General features: G+C 71.8%; 15 protein-coding genes. 13 read left to right on the top strand and 2 right to left on the bottom strand.

Translation table 11 applies throughout. The features are described from left to right. Window positions 1-103: 103 nt before the first annotated feature. The 11 genes from pdxS (at window position 104) to CLV63_RS11685 (ending at window position 10,865) form a co-directional block, all read left to right on the top strand. Window positions 104-1,030: a pyridoxal 5'-phosphate synthase lyase subunit PdxS gene (gene pdxS / locus CLV63_RS11735; RefSeq protein ID WP_106583017.1), complete on the top strand. Its 927-nt coding sequence runs from the start codon at window positions 104-106 to the stop codon at window positions 1,028-1,030. A gap of 106 nt (window positions 1,031-1,136) precedes the next feature. After that, the gene (locus tag CLV63_RS11730) at window positions 1,137-1,778 is read left to right on the top strand and encodes a Uma2 family endonuclease (protein ID WP_106583016.1); all 642 of its coding nucleotides are present in this window, start codon (window positions 1,137-1,139) and stop codon (window positions 1,776-1,778) included. 251 nt (window positions 1,779-2,029) lie between these two features. After that, window positions 2,030-2,809: a hypothetical protein gene (locus CLV63_RS11725; RefSeq protein WP_106583015.1), complete on the top strand. Its 780-nt coding sequence runs from the start codon at window positions 2,030-2,032 to the stop codon at window positions 2,807-2,809. Between the two features lie 145 nt (window positions 2,810-2,954). Further along, entirely contained in the window at window positions 2,955-3,563 is a 609-nt protein-coding gene (gene pdxT, locus CLV63_RS11720; protein WP_106583014.1) for a pyridoxal 5'-phosphate synthase glutaminase subunit PdxT, read from the top strand. After that, window positions 3,560-4,309: a YebC/PmpR family DNA-binding transcriptional regulator gene (locus CLV63_RS11715; protein ID WP_106583013.1), complete on the top strand. Its 750-nt coding sequence runs from the start codon at window positions 3,560-3,562 to the stop codon at window positions 4,307-4,309. Before pdxT ends, CLV63_RS11715 begins: the two co-directional genes overlap by 4 nt. Before the next feature lie 183 nt (window positions 4,310-4,492). Further along, entirely contained in the window at window positions 4,493-5,041 is a 549-nt protein-coding gene (gene ruvC / locus CLV63_RS11710; RefSeq protein ID WP_106583012.1) for a crossover junction endodeoxyribonuclease RuvC, read from the top strand. A gap of 34 nt (window positions 5,042-5,075) precedes the next feature. Beyond that, entirely contained in the window at window positions 5,076-5,708 is a 633-nt protein-coding gene (ruvA, locus tag CLV63_RS11705; protein ID WP_106583011.1) for a Holliday junction branch migration protein RuvA, read from the top strand. A 20-nt stretch (window positions 5,709-5,728) separates the two neighbouring features. Further along, the gene (ruvB, locus tag CLV63_RS11700) at window positions 5,729-6,820 is read left to right on the top strand and encodes a Holliday junction branch migration DNA helicase RuvB (RefSeq protein WP_106583010.1); all 1,092 of its coding nucleotides are present in this window, start codon (window positions 5,729-5,731) and stop codon (window positions 6,818-6,820) included. A gap of 229 nt (window positions 6,821-7,049) precedes the next feature. Then, window positions 7,050-7,478 carry a preprotein translocase subunit YajC gene (gene yajC / locus CLV63_RS11695; RefSeq protein ID WP_106583009.1) on the top strand — a complete coding sequence of 143 codons (429 nt, stop codon included), beginning with the start codon at window positions 7,050-7,052 and terminating at the stop codon, window positions 7,476-7,478. Window positions 7,479-7,708: 230 nt separating this feature from the next. Continuing rightward, on the top strand, window positions 7,709-8,242 hold the full coding sequence (locus tag CLV63_RS11690) for an adenine phosphoribosyltransferase (RefSeq protein ID WP_106583008.1): 534 nt from the start codon (window positions 7,709-7,711) through the stop codon (window positions 8,240-8,242). Window positions 8,243-8,684: 442 nt separating this feature from the next. After that, the gene (locus tag CLV63_RS11685; RefSeq protein WP_106583007.1) at window positions 8,685-10,865 is read left to right on the top strand and encodes a RelA/SpoT family protein; all 2,181 of its coding nucleotides are present in this window, start codon (window positions 8,685-8,687) and stop codon (window positions 10,863-10,865) included. Window positions 10,866-10,938: 73 nt separating this feature from the next. Here the strand turns inward: CLV63_RS11685 and CLV63_RS11680 are convergent, their stop codons facing one another. Continuing rightward, entirely contained in the window at window positions 10,939-12,171 is a 1,233-nt protein-coding gene (locus CLV63_RS11680) for a DUF349 domain-containing protein (RefSeq protein ID WP_106583006.1), read from the bottom strand. 448 nt (window positions 12,172-12,619) lie between these two features. Between CLV63_RS11680 and CLV63_RS11675 the strand changes: the two genes are divergently transcribed. Further along, window positions 12,620-13,294 carry an MBL fold metallo-hydrolase gene (locus CLV63_RS11675; protein WP_106583005.1) on the top strand — a complete coding sequence of 225 codons (675 nt, stop codon included), beginning with the start codon at window positions 12,620-12,622 and terminating at the stop codon, window positions 13,292-13,294. 167 nt (window positions 13,295-13,461) lie between these two features. Beyond that, window positions 13,462-15,231 carry an aspartate--tRNA ligase gene (gene aspS, locus CLV63_RS11670; RefSeq protein WP_106583004.1) on the top strand — a complete coding sequence of 590 codons (1,770 nt, stop codon included), beginning with the start codon at window positions 13,462-13,464 and terminating at the stop codon, window positions 15,229-15,231. 69 nt (window positions 15,232-15,300) lie between these two features. On the opposite strand, the gene CLV63_RS11665 is transcribed toward aspS, so the two are convergent. Next, window positions 15,301-17,523, bottom strand: coding sequence for an MMPL family transporter (locus CLV63_RS11665; protein WP_106583003.1), 2,223 nt, complete (start codon window positions 17,521-17,523; stop codon window positions 15,301-15,303). Window positions 17,524-17,549 lie beyond the last annotated feature (26 nt).

Below are 17,549 nucleotides of genomic sequence, written 5' to 3'. Positions count from 1 at the left end.
GCGAGGACCTACCATGGGAGGAGGCGCGGCGGCCGCATGCCGCTCTGCGCCGACAACCATCACCCGCGTATGGAGGCGGTCGCGTCGCGGCCGCCCAAGAAGCTTGGAGTCCGCCACCGTGTCCACAACCCAGGAGAACCCGACGACGAGCACGGTCGGCACCACGCGCGTGAAGCGCGGCATGGCCGAGCAGTTGAAGAACGGTGTGATCATGGACGTGGTCACGCCCGACCAGGCCAAGATCGCCGAGGACGCCGGTGCGGTCGCGGTCATGGCGCTGGAGCGCGTCCCCGCCGACATCCGCAAGGACGGCGGCGTGGCCCGCATGTCCGACCCCGACATGATCGACGGAATCATCGAGGCCGTCTCGATCCCCGTCATGGCGAAGGCGCGCATCGGGCACTTCGTCGAGGCGCAGGTGCTCCAGGCCCTCGGTGTCGACTTCATCGACGAGTCCGAGGTCCTCACCCCGGCCGACGAGGCGCACCACATCGACAAGTGGGCCTTCACCGTGCCGTTCGTCTGCGGCGCGACCACCATGGGCGAGGCGCTGCGCCGCGTCGCCGAGGGCGCGGCCATGATCCGCTCCAAGGGCGAGGCCGGCACCGGCAACGTCGTCGAGGCCACCCGGCACATGCGCGCCATCCAGGGCGAGATCAAGCGCCTGGGCACGCTCGACGCCGCCGAGCTGTTCGGCGCGGCCAAGGAGTTGCGCGCGCCCTACGACGTCGTCAAGGAGGTCGCGGAGCTGGGCGCGCTGCCCGTCCCGCTGTTCTCCGCCGGCGGCGTCGCCACCCCGGCCGACGCCGCGCTGATGCGCCAGCTCGGCGCGCAGAGCGTCTTCGTCGGCTCGGGCATCTTCAAGTCCGGCGACCCCGCCAAGCGGGCCGACGCCATCGTCCAGGCCACCCTGCACTACAACGACCCCGAGGTCCTCGCCAAGGTCTCGCGCGGCCTCGGCGAGGCGATGGTCGGCATCAACCTGGAAGAGCTCGACGACTCCCAGCGCTACGCCGGCCGCGGCTGGTAACCGCCCCACCCCAAGGACGCCCGGTGCCCACCACCGGGCGTCCTTCCTTTTCGGGGTGACCCTGCGGAGAACCTTCGTTCTCCGGAGCGGCAGGGAGCCGAGCACTATGATCTGTGCCCGAAAAGGGGTGGGGCACATGGCGGTCGCCGCGTCCGGCGAACAGGCATCCCCCGGGGCATTTCAGCAGGCGGGGTGGCTTCGTGCTGCCGCCGACCGGATAGCCGCGCGTTATCCCGCGTACCGGGCCGAGGTCATCGATGGCGCAATCGTCGTTTCACCGCCTCGCTCGGCACGGCACAACGGCATCGTCTCCCGGATCATGATGACCCTTGAACGGCAGCTCCCCGAGGAGCGGATCTGCCTTCAGACGACCTCCATCGAGAACGACGACGACAGCGAGGACTACGCCATTCCCGACCTCCTCGTGCTGCCCAGCGCGGTGGAGGAAGAGGACGAATGGCTCTTCACCGCCGACATCGTCGACCTCGCCTTGGAAGTCGTCTCGAAGGGCAACGCCACCACCGACACCGTGGCCAAGGTGCACACCTACGCCGAGTGGATGATCCCGATCTTCCTCCTGGTCGATCCGCGCAAGGGGGAGATCGTCCTCTACTCCGACCCTCGCGACGGCGCGTACCAAGGGGTGCACCGGCTCAAGTTCGGCGACCCGGTCGCGCTGCCCGAGCCGCTGTCCGGGGTGTCGATCGACACCGCGAAGCTCCCCCGCTACGGGACGACCGGCACCTGACCGCCGCCAACGCCATGGCGGGGCGCCGCTCACCGCAGAAGGGCGGGCGCAGCGGTGCGCCGTCCTTTCCGGTGCGGGAAAAGGCGGTGACGGTGGTCGGGGTGGCTGGCACACTGTCGGGACCCGATCGCCGTTTTTGGAAAGGCAGTGCGCTGACCGCAAAATCCCCCCGTCCCGATGCCCGGAGGAGTACCGCCGACCGACTCAAGCTGCACCGGCACCACCTGCGCCTCGACGGCCGCGACTACACCGTGGTCACGCCGCGCCCGGGCACCGACGTGCGGTTCGCCGTCAACCACTTCCACGGCACCTGGCACATACTCAGCGACCTGCGCGGCGCGCGGTTCCTCGCCCGGTTGATGTGGGGCCTGTCGTACCAGCGCCGCCCCGGCACCATCGTGTGCATCGGCCCGCCGTTCCTCGACCCCAACCCGTTCGACGCCGAGCCGTCCATGCCCATCGTGTTCGGGTGCCCTCCCGCGTCCGCCCTGCCCACCGGCGCCGCGCGCGCCCTGCGCCGGGCGCTGCCGCTCGGCGTGGGCGATGGCACCGTCCGCTGGCAGACCCACGGGCTGGCGCGGTTCGGACCCGATCCGGACCGCTCGGGCGGCGACCGCTGGACGGAGTACCGGGACTGGCTGGGCGGCCGCCCTGAGAGCCACGACCACGTCCGCCGCCACCTGGTGGAGGTGCGCAGCGGCGCGCTGGTGCTGGAGGGGGCGCCGATCGTCCTCCGCGACTGGGCGGTCTCGGCGCACCACCTGTCGTTCGAGTCCTTTCCCATGGACTACCAGGAACTCGCCGGGCTCACCTTCCGGTCCGGTTGGGTGACGGACGAGGGCGAGCTCCAGGTGTTCGCCGAGTACCGGCGCATGGTCGGCGTCGCCCGTGCCGCCCGTGCCGAGGTGCTGGCCGACCCCGCGGCGGCCGCCGACCCCGCGGCATACCGGCCCGCCATCTGGAACCGCGGCGACGACGTCAAGGCGCGCCGCTTCCCGGTGCCGGAGCCGCCCCGATCGGGGGACGGGTGACGGGCCGCGCTCCGGTGCGGAATGCGCGGCGGCGGTTCGGCCGTTGTCCCGGCAGGCGAATAGGCTTGGACCGCGGGAGTGGCACCGCCGCCCCGAAACCCGCGGCCCGCCGCCCCAACCGGACTACCGCAAGCGAGGTCCCCTGTTGTCCGCTCCACCGACCATCGGTGTGCTCGCCCTCCAGGGCGACATCGCCGAGCACCTGCGCGTCCTCGGCGGACTCGGGGTGCGCACCAGGTCCGTGCTGCGCGCCGACCAGCTCGACGACGTCGACGGCCTGATCATCCCCGGCGGCGAGTCGACCACCATGTCCAAGCTCGCGGTGCGCTACGACCTGATGGACCCGCTGCGCAAGCACGTCGGCGAAGGGCTCCCGGTCTACGGCACCTGCGCGGGCATGATCATGCTGGCCGACCGCATCCTCGACGGTACCGCCGACCAGCAGACCGTCGGCGGCATCGACATGACCGTGCGGCGCAACGCCTTCGGCCGCCAGTCCGAGTCCTTCGAGGCGCAGGTCGGCATCGACGGACTCGCGGGCGACCCGGTCGAGGCGCTGTTCATCCGCGCCCCGTGGGTCGAGTCCATCGGTACGGACACGGTCGCGATCGGCCAGGTCTCCAGCGGTGACCGGGCCGGTAGGATCGTCGCGGTGCGGCAGGGGAGCCTACTGGCGACCTCGTTCCATCCCGAACTCACAGGGGACGCGCGTATCCACGGACTCTTCGTCGACATGGTGAAAGGACAGGCATGAGCGGCCACTCCAAGTGGGCCACCACCAAGCACAAGAAGGCGGTGGTCGACGCCAAGCGGAGCAAGCTCTTCGCGAAGCTCATCAAGAACGTCGAGGTGGCTGCGCGTACGGGCGGCGGCGACCCTGACGGCAACCCCACCCTGTTCGACGCCATCCAGAAGGCGAAGAAGAACTCCGTCCCCATCGACAACATCGAGCGCGCCCGCAAGCGCGGCGGCGGCGAGGAGGCCGGCGGCGCCGACTGGCAGACCATCATGTACGAGGGCTACGGCCCCGCCGGGGTCGCGCTGCTGGTCGAGTGCCTGACCGACAACCGCAACCGCGCCACCTCCGAGGTCCGCGTCGCGGTCACCCGCAACGGCGGCACCATGGCCGACGCCGGGTCCGTGTCCTACCTGTTCAACCGCAAGGGCGTCGTCATCGTGCCGAAGGAGGGCACGACCGAGGACGACGTCACCCTCGCGGTGCTGGAGGCCGGGGGCGAGGACGTCAGCGACATCGGCGAGGCGTTCGAGGTCGTGTGCGAGGCCACGGACCTCGTGTCGGTGCGCACCGCGCTTCAGGAGGCCGGTATCGACTACGAGTCGGCCGAGTCGAGTTTCCTGCCGAGCCTGGAGATCCCGCTGGACGAGGAGAACGCGAAGAAGGTCATGCGCATCGTCGACGCCCTCGAGGACTCCGACGACGTGCAGAACGTGTTCACCAACGCCGACATCCCCGACGAGGTCATGGAGAAGATCGGCTGACCCGGGTCGGAACGCACCCCCGTCGCCCTTCCCGGCGGCGGGGGTTCCGTATGCCCGCGGCGGCCTCGGCACCTTCGGGACACGCGGCGGTGCACACCCCGCCCGCCGTGACGGCGCCGCCCGGTAGGCTCTGCGAACGGACGTTCGAGGTGCGTGGCGGTGTGCGGCGAGGGGAGCCGAGGAGTGCGGGTTCTGGGGATCGACCCCGGTCTGACCAGATGCGGTGTCGGTGTGGTCGACGGTTCCATCGGTACGCCGCTCGCCCTGGTCGGTGCGGGCGCCATCCGCACATCCCCGGAGGAGGACCTTGCCGCGCGCCTGCTGGGCATCGAACGGGGCGTCGAGGCGTGGCTCGACGACCACCGCCCCGAAGCGGTCGCCGTCGAGCGGGTCTTCGCCCAGCACAACGTCGCCACGGTCATGGGCACCGCGCAGGCCGGCGCGGTCGCCATCACCTGCGCGGCGCGGCGCGGCCTGCCGGTCGCCCTGCACACGCCGAGCGAGGTGAAGGCCGCCGTCACGGGCAGCGGGCGCGCCGACAAGGCCCAGGTGGGGATGATGGTCGCGCGGCTGCTGAAGCTCGACGGCCCGCCGCGCCCCGCCGACGCCGCCGACGCGGTGGCCCTCGCCATTTGCCAGATCTGGCGGGGCGGCGCCCAGTCCCGCATCGCGAACGCCAAGCAGGAGTTCGCCCGCAAGGTCGAGTTGGCGCGCCGCGCGCGCGACCGGTGATCCCGGTGGGGACGACAGAGAAGGTAGTGGGTTCGTGATCGCATTCCTGACCGGGCGGGTCGCGTCCCGCGGCGCAGCGGTGGCAGTCATCGACGTCGGCGGTGTCGGTATGAGCGTGCAGTGCACACCGGCGACCCTCGCGGCGCTGCGCGTCGGCGAGACCGCGACCGTCGCCACATCCCTGGTGGTCCGCGAGGACTCGCTGACGCTGTTCGGGTTCGCCGACGACGACGAGCGCGACGTCTTCGAGCGGGCGCAGTCCGCCAGCGGGGTCGGCCCGCGCGTGGCGCTGGCGATGCTGGCCGTGCACACCCCCAACACGCTGCGCATGGCCGTCGCCGCCGAGGACACCGCGGCGCTCACCCGCGTCCCCGGCATCGGCAAGAAGGGCGCCCAGCGCATCGTGCTGGAATTGCGCGACAAACTGGGGGCCCCGTTGGAGGGCGACGACGTCCTCGGCACCGGCGGCGGAACCGGCGCCGGCACCGCGGCCGTGTCGGCGGCCGACGCCGCCTGGCGCCCGCAGGTCGTCAACGGGCTGGTCAACCTCGGCTGGTCGGGTAAGGACGCCGAGGCCGCCGCGGCGGCCGTCGCCGACGAGGCCGGCGACCAGCCCGACGTCGCCGGGCTGCTGCGCAGCGCCCTGCGCAAGCTGAGCCGGGCCTGAAACCGGAGGGAGGGGCCCCGATGGGCGAGCACGACCGCGACCTGGTGTCGCCGGAGGCCGAGGTGGACGAGCGCGTCATCGAGAGCGCGCTCCGGCCCAAGAACCTGGACGACTTCGTCGGCCAGGAACGGGTCCGCGAACAGCTGTCGCTGGTGCTGCGCAGCGCCATGCGGCGCGGGCGCGCGCCCGACCACGTCCTGATGTCCGGCGGCCCGGGTCTGGGCAAGACCACCCTGGCCATGATCATCGCCGCCGAGCTGGGCGCTCCGCTGCGCATCACCTCCGGCCCCGCCATCGAGCGGTCCGGCGACCTCGCCGCGGTGCTGTCGACGCTGCACGAGGGGGAGGTGCTGTTCCTCGACGAGATCCACCGCATGGCACGGCCGGCCGAGGAGATGCTGTACGTCGCCATGGAGGATTTCCGGGTCGACGTCGTGGTCGGCAAGGGCCCCGGGGCCACCGCCATCCCGCTCGACATCGCCCCGTTCACCCTCGTCGGCGCCACCACCAGGGCGGGCATGCTGCCTGCCCCGCTGCGCGACCGGTTCGGGTTCACCGCGCACATGGACTTCTACCGGCCCGAGGAGCTGGAACGGATCCTGAACCGCTCGGCCGGGCTGCTCGGCGTCGAGCTCACCCGCGAAGCGGCCGAGGAGGTCGCCGGGCGCTCGCGCGGCACCCCCCGCATCGCCAACCGCCTGCTGCGCCGGGTCCGCGACTACGCCGAGGTGCGCGGCGACGGGCGGCTCGGGATCGACACCGCGCGCGCCGCCCTCACGCTCTACGAGGTCGACGAGGAGGGCCTCGACCGGCTCGACCGCGCCGTCCTGCGCGCGCTGCTGAAGAGCTTCCGCGGCGGACCCGTCGGCCTGTCCACCCTGGCGGTCTCGGTGGGGGAGGAGCCCGAGACGGTCGAGGTGGTCGCCGAACCGTTCCTGGTCCGCTCCGGCTTCATCGCCCGCACCCCGCGCGGGCGGGTGGCGACCCCGGAGGCGTGGACGCACATGGGCCTGGTGCCGCCGCCCGACGCGGTCTATGGGGCGATGGCCCCCGTGGAATCGGCGGTCCCCGAACCGCCGGGCCCGCCGTCCCGGGGACCGGATCGGCACTGAACCGTTAGCTCGGCACCACTCCGGCAGGCCGACCGTACGCGGGGTCAGCGTAAGCTGACCCCGGGGAACATGGCGGCCGCCCCGCTCGTTAGAGCGGAGAGTGCCGCCCCTCGTGCCGCCGGTTCCACCGGTCGGCGGGAGGCCCGCGGGACCCGTTTCCCGGGAGTCCCGCGCTGAGCGCTCTCGGCAGCACTCGCGCACTTGTGATCCATACGGAAAGGACGCCCCCGTGCAGGGCATTGAACTCGCAGCAGAAGCCCAGTCCAACGACGGTGGCGGTCTGCTCGGCATGATCTTCCCCTTCCTGCTCGTGGCGGTGGTCTTCTACTTCCTGTTGCTGAGGCCGCAGCAGAAGCGCCGCCAGCGCGACTCGCAGATGCAGAGCAGCCTCGGCATCGGCAACGAGGTGATGACCCACGCCGGCATCTTCGGCACCGTCACCTCCGTCGACGACGACACCGTTGAGCTGGAGATCTCGCCCGGTACCCGCATCAAGATGCTCAAGGCGGGCATCCGCGACGTCCTCACTCCGCCGGAGCCCGGCGCCGGCGCCGAGCCCGACTACAGCGACACCCCGGTCGAGGACCGCCCCGACTTCCCGACCCAGCGGTCCGACGGCGACGACCCCGGCAAGGGCGACAACGACCCCCGCCCGTAGGGGAAGTGAGCTTTCGGTTGTTCCGTAGTCGTTGTGGTGGGTGGGGGTCGTGCTGTCATCGGGGCGGTGTGCGTCGGCCGTCGCTGCTGCACAGCAGCGACGGCCGACGCACATCCCGTCGCTTGACCACCGGCCCCCGACCCCCAACGCTGAAAGTCGACCTCATGGTTGAGAGAACAGGTTCATCAAGATCGGCGTGGCTCAAGACGACCGAGCAAGAGAACTGGACTATGACCCCCGAGACCTCCGACCTGAAGGCGCTCATCGAGAAGCGCGTCCGCGACGTCGCCGACTTCCCCGAGCCAGGGGTGGTGTTCAAGGACATCACCCCGCTACTGGGTGATGTCGACGCCTTCCGCGCGGTCGTGGACGCCCTCGGCGACGGGTACGGCCCGATCGACGCCGTCGCGGGTCTGGAGGCGCGGGGGTTCGTGTTCGCCGCCCCGGTCGCGCTGGCGCTCGGCGCGGCGTTCGTGCCGATCCGCAAAGTCGGCAAACTCCCCGCGCGGACGCTGCGGCGCACCTATGATCTGGAGTACGGGTCGGCGACCGTCGAGGTGCACGCCGACGCGTTCACCCCTGGTGCCCGCGTGCTCATCGTCGACGACGTCCTCGCCACCGGGGGTACGGCGCGCGCCGCCGCCGATCTCGTCCGCGAGGCGGGTGGTACGGTCGTGGGATTCTCGGTCGTGATGGAACTCGCGTTCCTCAATGGCCGCGACAGGCTCACCGATGTGCCGCTGCGCGCACTGACAACGGTCTGAGCCGTCGGGGCCCATCACGCCGCAACAGTCGATGACCAGCCGATTTGTCGTATTCGGTGCCGGTTAGACTGGAATCCGGACCGGCCTGAAGGCGTTGGCGGCTGCGGATGCGGCGGCTATTCTCCGGCGGAAGGTTTCGTGCATGCGAAGTGAAGTCGGCCCCGTTCGCGCGGGGGGCACTCCGGAATCGGCCGATGGGCCGCACCCGGGTGGCGACCCTGGCGCGCCGCAGCACGGGCCGGCGCGGGAGCGCCCTCGCGAGGAGACCGCGCGCCCTGCGGCGCGCGCACAGCAGGCGGGTCCCGGCCCGGCGGGTGCCGCGCGGGGATCGTCCCATCCCGAGCGGGAGCCGCGCCCCGCGTCCACCGGCGCTGCCGGTCCTTCATCCACCGTGCGCGTGCGCCGCAGGCTCGCCCGCCTCGGCGCCCAGCGGGGGGTAACCATGAACCCGGTCCTCGAACCACTCATCAAGACGGTGCGCGCGACCCATCCCAAGGTCGACGTCCGGTTGGTGGAGCGCGCCTATGAGGTCGCCGCCCACTACCACCGCGACCAGCGGCGCAAGAGCGGCGACCCCTACATCACCCACCCGCTCGCGGTGGCCACCATCCTGGCCGAGCTGGGGATGCAGGAGCCCACGCTGGCGGCGGCGCTGCTGCACGACACCGTCGAGGACACCGAGTACACCCTCGCCGAGCTGCGCGGCGAGTTCGGAGACGAGATCGCGGAGCTGGTCGAGGGCGTCACCCGCCTCGACAAGGTGACCTACGGCGAGTCGACCCAGGCCGAGACCGTCCGCAAGATGATCGTGGCGATGTCGCGCGACATCAAGGTGCTGGTCATCAAGCTCTGCGACCGGCTGCACAACATGCGCACGCTGCGCTATCTGCCGCAGGACAAGCGCGAGCGCAAGGCGCGCGAGACCTTGGAGATCTTCGCCCCGCTCGCGCACCGCCTCGGGATGAACACCATCAAGTGGGAGATCGAGGACCTCGCGTTCGCGACGCTCTACCCCAAGCGGTTCGACGAGATCGCCCGGCTGGTCTCCGAGCGCGCCCCGCGCCGCGACGTCTACCTCCAGGACGTCATCAAGGAGGTCTCGGCCGACCTGCGCGAGGCCAAGCTCAAGGCCACGGTGCGCGGCCGGCCGAAGCACTACTACTCCGTGTACCAGAAGATGATCGCCCGCAACTGCGGCTTCGACGAGATCTACGACCTCGTCGGCATCCGTGTCCTGGTCGACAGCGTCCGCGACTGCTACGCGGCGCTCGGCACCATCCACGCGCGCTGGAACCCGGTGCCGGGGCGGTTCAAGGACTACATCGCGATGCCGAAGTTCAACATGTACCAGTCGCTGCACACGACCGTCATCGGCCCAGGTGGCAACCCGGTCGAGTTGCAGATCCGCACCCGGGCCATGCACCGCAGGGCCGAGTACGGCATCGCCGCGCACTGGAAGTACAAGGAGGACCGCAACTCCGGCGGCGACTCCGGCTCCAAGGCCAGCGCCGGCGGCGACATGGCGTGGCTGCGCCAGCTCATCGACTGGCAGCAGGAGAGCAGGGACCCCGGCGAGTTCCTCGAAGCGCTGCGCTTCGACCTGTCGGTGCACGAGGTGTTCGTCTTCACCCCGCAGGGCGACGTCATCTCCCTGCCGCAGGGCGCCACCCCCGTCGACTTCGCCTACGCGGTGCACACCGAGGTGGGGCACCGCACCACCGGCGCGCGGGTGAACGGGCGGCTGGTGCCGCTCGACTCCGAGCTCGGCAACGGCGAGACCATCGAGGTGCTCACCGCGAAGTCCGCCGACTCCGGGCCGAGCCGCGACTGGCTGAACTTCGTCAAGAGCCCGCGGGCGCGCAACAAGATCCGGCAGTGGTTCACCAAGGAGCGGCGCGAAGCAGCCATCGAGCAGGGCAAGGACGCCATCGCGCGGGTCATGCGCAAGCAGGAGATGCCCATCAAGCGGCTCTTCAGCGGCGAGACCCTGATCGCGCTGGCACGCGACCTGCGTTACGCCGACGTCGACGCGCTGTACGCCGCGGTCGGCGAGAACCAGATCAGCGCGCAGAACGTCGTGCAGAAGCTCGTGGAGTCCATGGGCGGCATCGAGGGCGCCGCCGAGGACATCGCCGAGTCGGCGCTGCCGAGCATGCAGCGCGTCCGCCAGCGCCCGGTGGGCAACCCCGGTGTGGTCGTCGACGGCGACTCCGACGTGTGGGTGCGGCTGTCGAAGTGCTGCACGCCGGTGCCCGGCGACCAGATCGTCGGCTTCGTGACCCGCGGCAACGGGGTGTCGGTGCACCGGGCCGACTGCGTCAACACCCGCGCCCTCGACACCGAGCGCATGGTCGAGGTGCAGTGGCGGCCCACCGAGGACTCCATGTTCCTGGTGGCGCTCCAGGTCGAGGCGCTCGACCGCACCCGGCTGCTGTCCGACATCACCAGCATCCTGTCGGACCAGCACGTCAACATACTGTCGGCCACCGTGCAGACCAGCCGCGACCGGGTGGCGCTGAGCCGGTTCACCTTCGAGATGGCCGACCCCACGCACCTCGGCAGCGTCCTCAAGGCCGTGCGCAGCGTCGACGGCGTCTACGACGTCTACCGGATGAAGAACTGACCCCTGCCGCACGCCCGCGCGCGGACGTGCGGCACGGGCACCCGCCGCCGGCCCCGACGGGCCGCGGCGGGGGTCAGCGCATTTCCTCCAGTGCCTTCTCGGCCTCGTTCAACCAGGCGCGGCGGGCCTCGATGGCGTCCTCGGCCTCGCGGGCACCGCGGTCGTTGCCGGCGTCGCGCGCCTTGTCGAGCTTGGTCTGGAGCTGCTCGATCGAGCCGCGCAACTGGTTGATGGTGGCCTCGGCGCGGGCGCGCGCCTCGGGGTTGGAGCGCTGCCACTCCTGCTCCTCGGCCTTGCGCACGGCCTCTTCGATCTTGCGGAACGCCCCTTCGAGGCGGTCGCGCGACTCGCGCGGCAGCGTGCCGGCGGCGTCCCACCGCTCCTGGTACTCGCGGAGCTGGGCGCGGGCCCGCCGCAGGTCGGACACTGGCAGGACGGCCTCGCGGGCCTCGTTAAGGATGGCTTCCTTGGCGTCGGCGTTGCCGCGGAGCTCGGCGTCGCGCTCGGCGAACTGCGCGTTGCGGGCCTGGAAGAACCGGTCCTGCGCGGCCTTGAACCGCGCCCACAGCTTGTCCTCGGTGGCGCGGTCGGCGCGGCCGCTGGACTTCCACTGCTGCATCAGCTCGCGGTAGTGCGACGCCGTGCCGCCCCAGTCGGTGGAGTCGGCCATGGCCTCGGCCTCGGTGACGATCTTCTCCTTCTCGACCCGCACCTGCTCGCGCTGCTGGTCGAGCCCTGCGAAGTAGGACTTGCGGCGCTTGGAGAACGAGTTGCGGGCGCTCGACATGCGCTTCCACAGCGCCTGCTCGGTGCCGCGGTCGGCGCGCGGCGCGGCCTTCCACTCCTCGATGAGCTGGCGCATGCGCTCACCGCCGGACTTCCAGTGGGTGGTCTCCTCGGCCACGCGCTCGGCCTCGGCGACGATGCGCTCCTTGATGTCGCGGGCCTCGTGGCGGGCCAGCTCCTGGGCCTGCTTCTGCTCGACCTTGCGCTCTTCGGCGCGGGCGGCCAGGGCGTCGAGGCGGCCGGCGAGGGCGTCGAGGTCGCCGACGGCGTGTGCCTCGGCGACCTGGCCGCGCAGCTTGTCGATGCTCGCCAGCGCCTGCCCCGCGGAGAGGTCGGTGGTGCTCAGCCGCTTCTCCAACAGCTCGACCTCGGTGAGCAGGGAGTCGTATTTGCGGTGGAAGAACGCCAGGGCCTCCTCGGGCGCGCCGGCCTGCCACGACCCGACGACCCGTTCTCCCTCGCTCGTGCGCACATAGACCGTGCCGTCGTCGTCTACGCGGCCCCAGGGGTCCGTGGTCACCGTGTCCTCCTGCTGTAGTGAGCCTGACGAGGACGCCAGGTCCGTGCGGTCGCGGCGGCGCGGTACGCGATGGTGCCGGCCCGGCCGGGGCGACGGTCCGTGACTATGCACGATATCCATTCACACCAGCCGATATCGACCTTTGCTGTGGCGGTCGGCAGCGGCGGATCCACCGGCCGGCCGTCCGTGGCGTGCTGGCTGCCGCGGGCGCCGTGCGGGTTCGCCGCCGGGCTTGATAACCCTCGGTTGAACTGCCAAGGCATGGACCAATATGACATTGCGGGACCGATTGGCAAAGGGCCACGGCCCGTCTGGTAATCGAAAGGTGATCGGAACGGTCCGGGCCGGACCGCGCGGGCGTGCGCGTCGGTAGGCTCGGCAGCACCACGGCACCGGGGCCGCCCCGTCGTGCCTGGTCCCCGAGATCGTAGAGAGGTCACCCGCAGCCGTGCTCATCTCCGCATTCCCCGCCGGACCGCTCGCCGCGAACTGCTCCGTGGTCGCCGCCGCCGAAGGCGGCGAGTGCGTGGTCGTCGACCCTGGCCAGGACGCCGCCGACGGCGTCGCGAAGCTCGTCGCCGAGCACGGCCTCACGCCGGTGGCCGTGCTGCTCACCCACGGTCATTTCGACCACGTGTGGTCGGCGGCCCGGGTGTGCGCGGCGTACGGGATCGCGGCCCACATCCATTCCGCCGACCGGGAGTTGCTCACCGACCCCGCGAAGGGGCTCGATCCCGCGCTCGCGGACCGGCTGGCGGAGCTGTTCGGCGGCGAGAACCCCGGGGAACCGGACGAGTTGGTGGAACTCAGCGGGGGAGAGGTGCTGCCGTTCGGCGGGCTCGGCCTCGCCGTCGACCACGCGCCCGGCCACACGCCCGGCTCCGTGACCTTCACCCTGCCCGCCGCGGCCGACCGCCCCGAGGTGATGTTCGCGGGCGACCTGCTGTTCGCCGGGTCGATCGGGCGCACCGACTTCCCCGGCGGCGACCACGAGGCCATGCTGCGCAGCCTGGAGCGGGTCTGCCTGCGCCGCTCCGACGACACCGTCGTGCTGCCCGGCCACGGTCCGCAGACCACCATCGGGGCCGAGCGCACCGGCAACCCGTTCCTGCGCGGGCTCTGACCGGGCCCGGCCGATCGCGCCCGATCCGGCGCAGCGCCGGTGGGGGCGCCGGGCAGGCGGTAGGATTTCCCCAGCCTGGTGAGCGTGGCGCCGCCCCCGCGCACGGCCGCTCCCGGCGCCCGGCGGGCTTCATCATCAATCGTGCAATTCAATGAACTTGGTAGCTCATGCATCGTTTTCGGACACATACCTGCGGTCAGCTCACGAGCGCGGACGTCGGTGCCTCGGTGCGCCTGTCCGGCTGGGTGCACAACCGCCGGGACCTCGGCGGGCTGCTCTTCGTCGACCTGCGCGACCACTACGGCCTGGTCCAGTTGCAGGCGCGGTCCGATTCCCCGGTGTTCGAGCAGCTGGCCAAGCTCCCCAAGGAGACCGTCATCCGGGTCGACGGCACCGTGGTCGCCCGCTCCCGTGAGAACGTCAACCCCGACCTGCCCACCGGCGAGATCGAGATCGAGGCCGGCGAGCTGGAGGTGCTCGGCACCGCCGCCGAGCTGCCGTTCACGATCTTCCCCGAGGACTCCACCTCCGAGGAGCGGCGGCTCACCCACCGCTTCCTCGACCTGCGGCGCGAGCGCATGCACGCGAACGTCATGCTGCGCTCCCAGGTGGTCGCCGCGATCCGGCGGCGCATGACCGACCTCGGGTTCAACGAGTTCCAGACCCCGATCCTCACCGCGTCGAGCCCCGAGGGCGCCCGCGACTTCCTGGTGCCGTCGCGCCTGCACCCGGGCCGGTTCTTCGCGCTGCCGCAGGCGCCGCAGCAGTTCAAGCAGCTGCTGATGGTCTCGGGCTTCGACCGCTACTTCCAGATCGCGCCGTGCTTCCGCGACGAGGACAGCCGCGCCGACCGCTCTCCCGGCGAGTTCTACCAGCTCGACGTCGAGATGAGCTTCGTGGAGCAGGACGAGGTGTTCGACGTCATCGAGACCATGATGACGGGCCTGTTCAAGGAGTTCGCCCCGGGCCGCGAGGTCACCTCGCCGTACCCGCGCATCGCCTACCTCGACTCCCTCGCCTGGTACGGCACCGACAAGCCCGACCTCCGGGTGCCGCTGCGGATGCACGAGGTCACCGACCTGTTCGCCCGCACCGACTTCAAGGCGTTCGCCGGCAAGAGGGTGCGCGCCCTGGCGGTGCCCGGAGCGGGGGCGCAGCCCCGCAAGTTCTTCGACGGCGTCGGCGACTACGCGGTCGAACAGGGCGCCAAGGGCCTGGCCTGGGTGAAGGTCGGCGACGACGGGGAGCTCGCCGGCCCCATCGCCAAGTTCATCGGTGAGATCGCCGACGAGCTGCTCGCCGCCGTGGGCGCGGCCCCCGGCGACGGCGTGTTCTTCTGCGCAGCGGAGGACGACGCCGAGATCAACCGCATCATGGCCCCGGTGCGGGTCGAGGTCGGCCGGCGCGCCGGGATGTTCGAGGACAACGCGTTCCGGTTCTGCTGGATCGTCGACTTCCCGATGTTCGAGCTGACCGACGACGGCGAGGTGGCGTTCAGCCACAACCCGTTCTCCATGCCGCAGGGCGGCATGGAGGCGCTGGAGTCCAAGGACCCGCTCGACATCCTGGCCTGGCAGTACGACATCGTGTGCAACGGCATCGAGCTGTCGTCCGGCGCGATCCGGAACCACTCCCCGGAGATCATGTACCGGGCGTTCGAGATCGCCGGGTACCCCAAGGAGGTCGTGGAGGCCGAGTTCGGCGGCATGCTGCGGGCGCTGAAGTTCGGCGCCCCGCCGCACGGCGGCATCGCGCCGGGCGTCGACCGCATCGTGATGCTCCTCGCCGACGAGCCCAACATCCGCGAGACCATCGCGTTCCCGCTGAACCAGAATGCCCAGGACCTCATGATGGGCGCGCCGTCGGCGGTGTCGGACGCCCAGCTGCGCGACGTCCACATCCGCGTGCAGCTGCCGCCCGAGGACAAGAAGGCCTGAGGACGAGAAGCAGTAGCAGCGCGCGACAGAGGGGGGCGGGCCCGCTTCGGGCCCGCCCCCCTCGTGCGGTCAGCGTCCCGCGGCCGCCCGCTGCGGCGGGGTGGACGCGGGGCCGGGCGGCGGCGGGCCGGCGTCCTCGCCGACGCCGATGCGCGCGTGCAGCCGCCGCAGCGGGGCGGGCGCCCACCAGTTGGCGCGGCCGGCCAGCCGCATGAGCGCCGGGACCAGCAGCCCGCGGATGACGGTGGCGTCGACCAGCACCGTCAGGGCCATGCCGATGCCCATCTGCTGGAGGAACGTCACCTCGCTGGAGACGTACACGGCGAATGACGCGGCGAGGATGAGCGCGGCCGCCGTGACCAGCGGCGCGGAGCGGCCGATTCCGCGCGGCACCGAGCCGATCGGGTCGCCGGTGCGGTCGTAGTCCTCCTTGATCCGGGCGAGCAGGAAGACCTCGTAGTCCATCGACAGCCCGTAGGCGATGCAGAACATCAGCAGCGGGATGCTCGGCTCGATGGTCCCCGTCGGGGTGAATCCCAGCAGGCCGGCCAGGTTGCCGTCCTGGAAGCCCCACACCAGGACCCCGAACATGACGGACATCGACAGCAGGTTCAGCACCGACGCCTTGAGCGGGGCGAGGACCGACCCGGTCAGCAGGAACAGCACCACGAACGTCACGCCGAGGATGATCGCGCCGACCAGCGGCAGCCGGTCGATGACCTCGGTGCGGTAGTCGGCGAGGTCGGCGGGGTAGCCGCCGACGAGCACGCCGTCGGGGCCCGGGGCGGCGCGCACCTCGGCGACGAGCCCGCCGGCGTCCTGTCCGAGGCGGTCGCCGTCGGGCAGGACGGACAGCCGGGTGCCGGGCCCGCCGGAGGTCGCGGTGAAGCGCTCCGGGCCGCCGGGCCCGGCCGGTCCGGCCCGCACGCCGTCGGCGAAGGCCCCGGCGGCGGAGTCGACGCGCAGCACCCCGTCCAGCTCCGACAGCCGCGCGGCGTACCCGGCGACCTCGTCGGGGCCGGTGGTGGGCGCCACGACCTGGACGGCGTCGGCCTCCTCCGTCGCGAAGTCGGCGCGGACGGTGTCGTACATGGCGCGCACGGGCTGGTCGGAGCGCAGCAGCCGGTCGTCGGGCGAGCCGAAGTCGATGCCGAGTGCCGGCGCGCCGAGCAGCAGCAGGACGGCCATGCCGAGGCCGCCGGTGAGCAGTGGGCGGCGCATCGCGGTGGCCGCCGTCCGGTACCAGAACCCGGTGGCGGCGGGGGCGGCGCCGTTGCGGCGGGCAGCGCGGTGGCCGAGGAGCAGCAGCCAGGCGGGCAGCACGACGGTGGCGCCGATGACGGCGGTGACCACCACGGCGATCCCGGCGTAGGCGAAGGACGACAGGAACGCGGAGGGGAACACCAGCAGCGACGCGAGGGAGGCGGCGACGGTCGCGCCGCTGAAGACGACGGTGCGCCCGGCGCCGGCCGTCGCGCGGCGGACCGCGTCGGGCACCGTCCGGCCGGCGGCGAGCTCCTCGCGGAAGCGGTAGGTCATGAACAGGCCGTAGTCGACCCCCAGGCCGATCCCCATGACCAGCGCGATGTTGGACGCGAAGGTCGACACGTCGGTGAACGCGGCGACCGCGCGCAGCGCCGCCAGGCTGGCGACAACGGAGAACACGCCGACGGCGAGCGTCGCGAGGGCGGGGGCGATGCGCCGGTACACCGCCCAGAGCAGCAGCGCGACCAGCGGCAGGATGACCATCTCGGCGCGGATGAAGTCGGTCCGCGCCTGTTCGGCGACGGCGCGGAAGACGTTGTCGCCGCCGCCGAGCCGCAGCTCCACGGGGCCCTGCGACGCGGGCCGCACGACGTCGGCCTCGATGCCGGGCAGCAGCTCGCGCCGGACGTGGTCGGCGTCGCCGGGCGCCCAGGCCATGACAAGGGCGTGCCTGCGGTCCTCGCTGGCGAGGGTGGCGGGCGCGTCGGGGCTCCAGTAGGACCAGGTGTCGCCGACACCGGGGTGGGCGGCGAGGTCGCGTGCGAGGGCCGCTCCGGCGTCGGCGACGTCGGCGTCGTCCACGGTCCCGTCCGACGCGGTGACGAGGACGGCGATGTTGGCGCTGCCGGTGTCGAAGCGGTCGGCCAGGAGCTCCCTCGCCTGGGCGGACTCGGAGCCGACCCCTTCGTAGCGGTTCAGGGACAGCGCCTCCATGGCGCCGGCCGCCGCGACGCCGAGGGCGAGGAACAGCAGGCCCGCGAGTGCGAGGATGCGGCGCGGGTAGCCGGTGACGAGACGTCCGAGCATGGCGGTGCCCTCCTGCTAACCTGGAA

This window comes from Murinocardiopsis flavida (assembly GCF_003014485.1).
In the GTDB taxonomy this organism is placed as follows: Bacteria; Actinomycetota; Actinomycetes; order Streptosporangiales; family Streptosporangiaceae; genus Murinocardiopsis; species Murinocardiopsis flavida.
This window is presented reverse-complemented; position numbering and strand designations above follow the sequence as displayed.

Excerpts from the sequence above, each read along its gene's own strand:
- aspS (WP_106583004.1), top strand. The coding sequence starts at position 13,462 with ATGCATCGTTTTCGGACACATACCTGCGGTCAGCTCACGAGCGCGGAC.
- CLV63_RS11730 (WP_106583016.1), top strand. The coding sequence starts at position 1,137 with ATGATCTGTGCCCGAAAAGGGGTGGGGCACATGGCGGTCGCCGCGTCC.
- CLV63_RS11685 (WP_106583007.1), top strand. The coding sequence starts at position 8,685 with ATGAACCCGGTCCTCGAACCACTCATCAAGACGGTGCGCGCGACCCAT.
- CLV63_RS11690 (WP_106583008.1), top strand. The coding sequence starts at position 7,709 with ATGACCCCCGAGACCTCCGACCTGAAGGCGCTCATCGAGAAGCGCGTC.
- CLV63_RS11715 (WP_106583013.1), top strand. The coding sequence starts at position 3,560 with ATGAGCGGCCACTCCAAGTGGGCCACCACCAAGCACAAGAAGGCGGTG.
- ruvB (WP_106583010.1), top strand. The coding sequence starts at position 5,729 with ATGGGCGAGCACGACCGCGACCTGGTGTCGCCGGAGGCCGAGGTGGAC.
- CLV63_RS11665 (WP_106583003.1), bottom strand. The coding sequence starts at position 17,523 with ATGCTCGGACGTCTCGTCACCGGCTACCCGCGCCGCATCCTCGCACTC.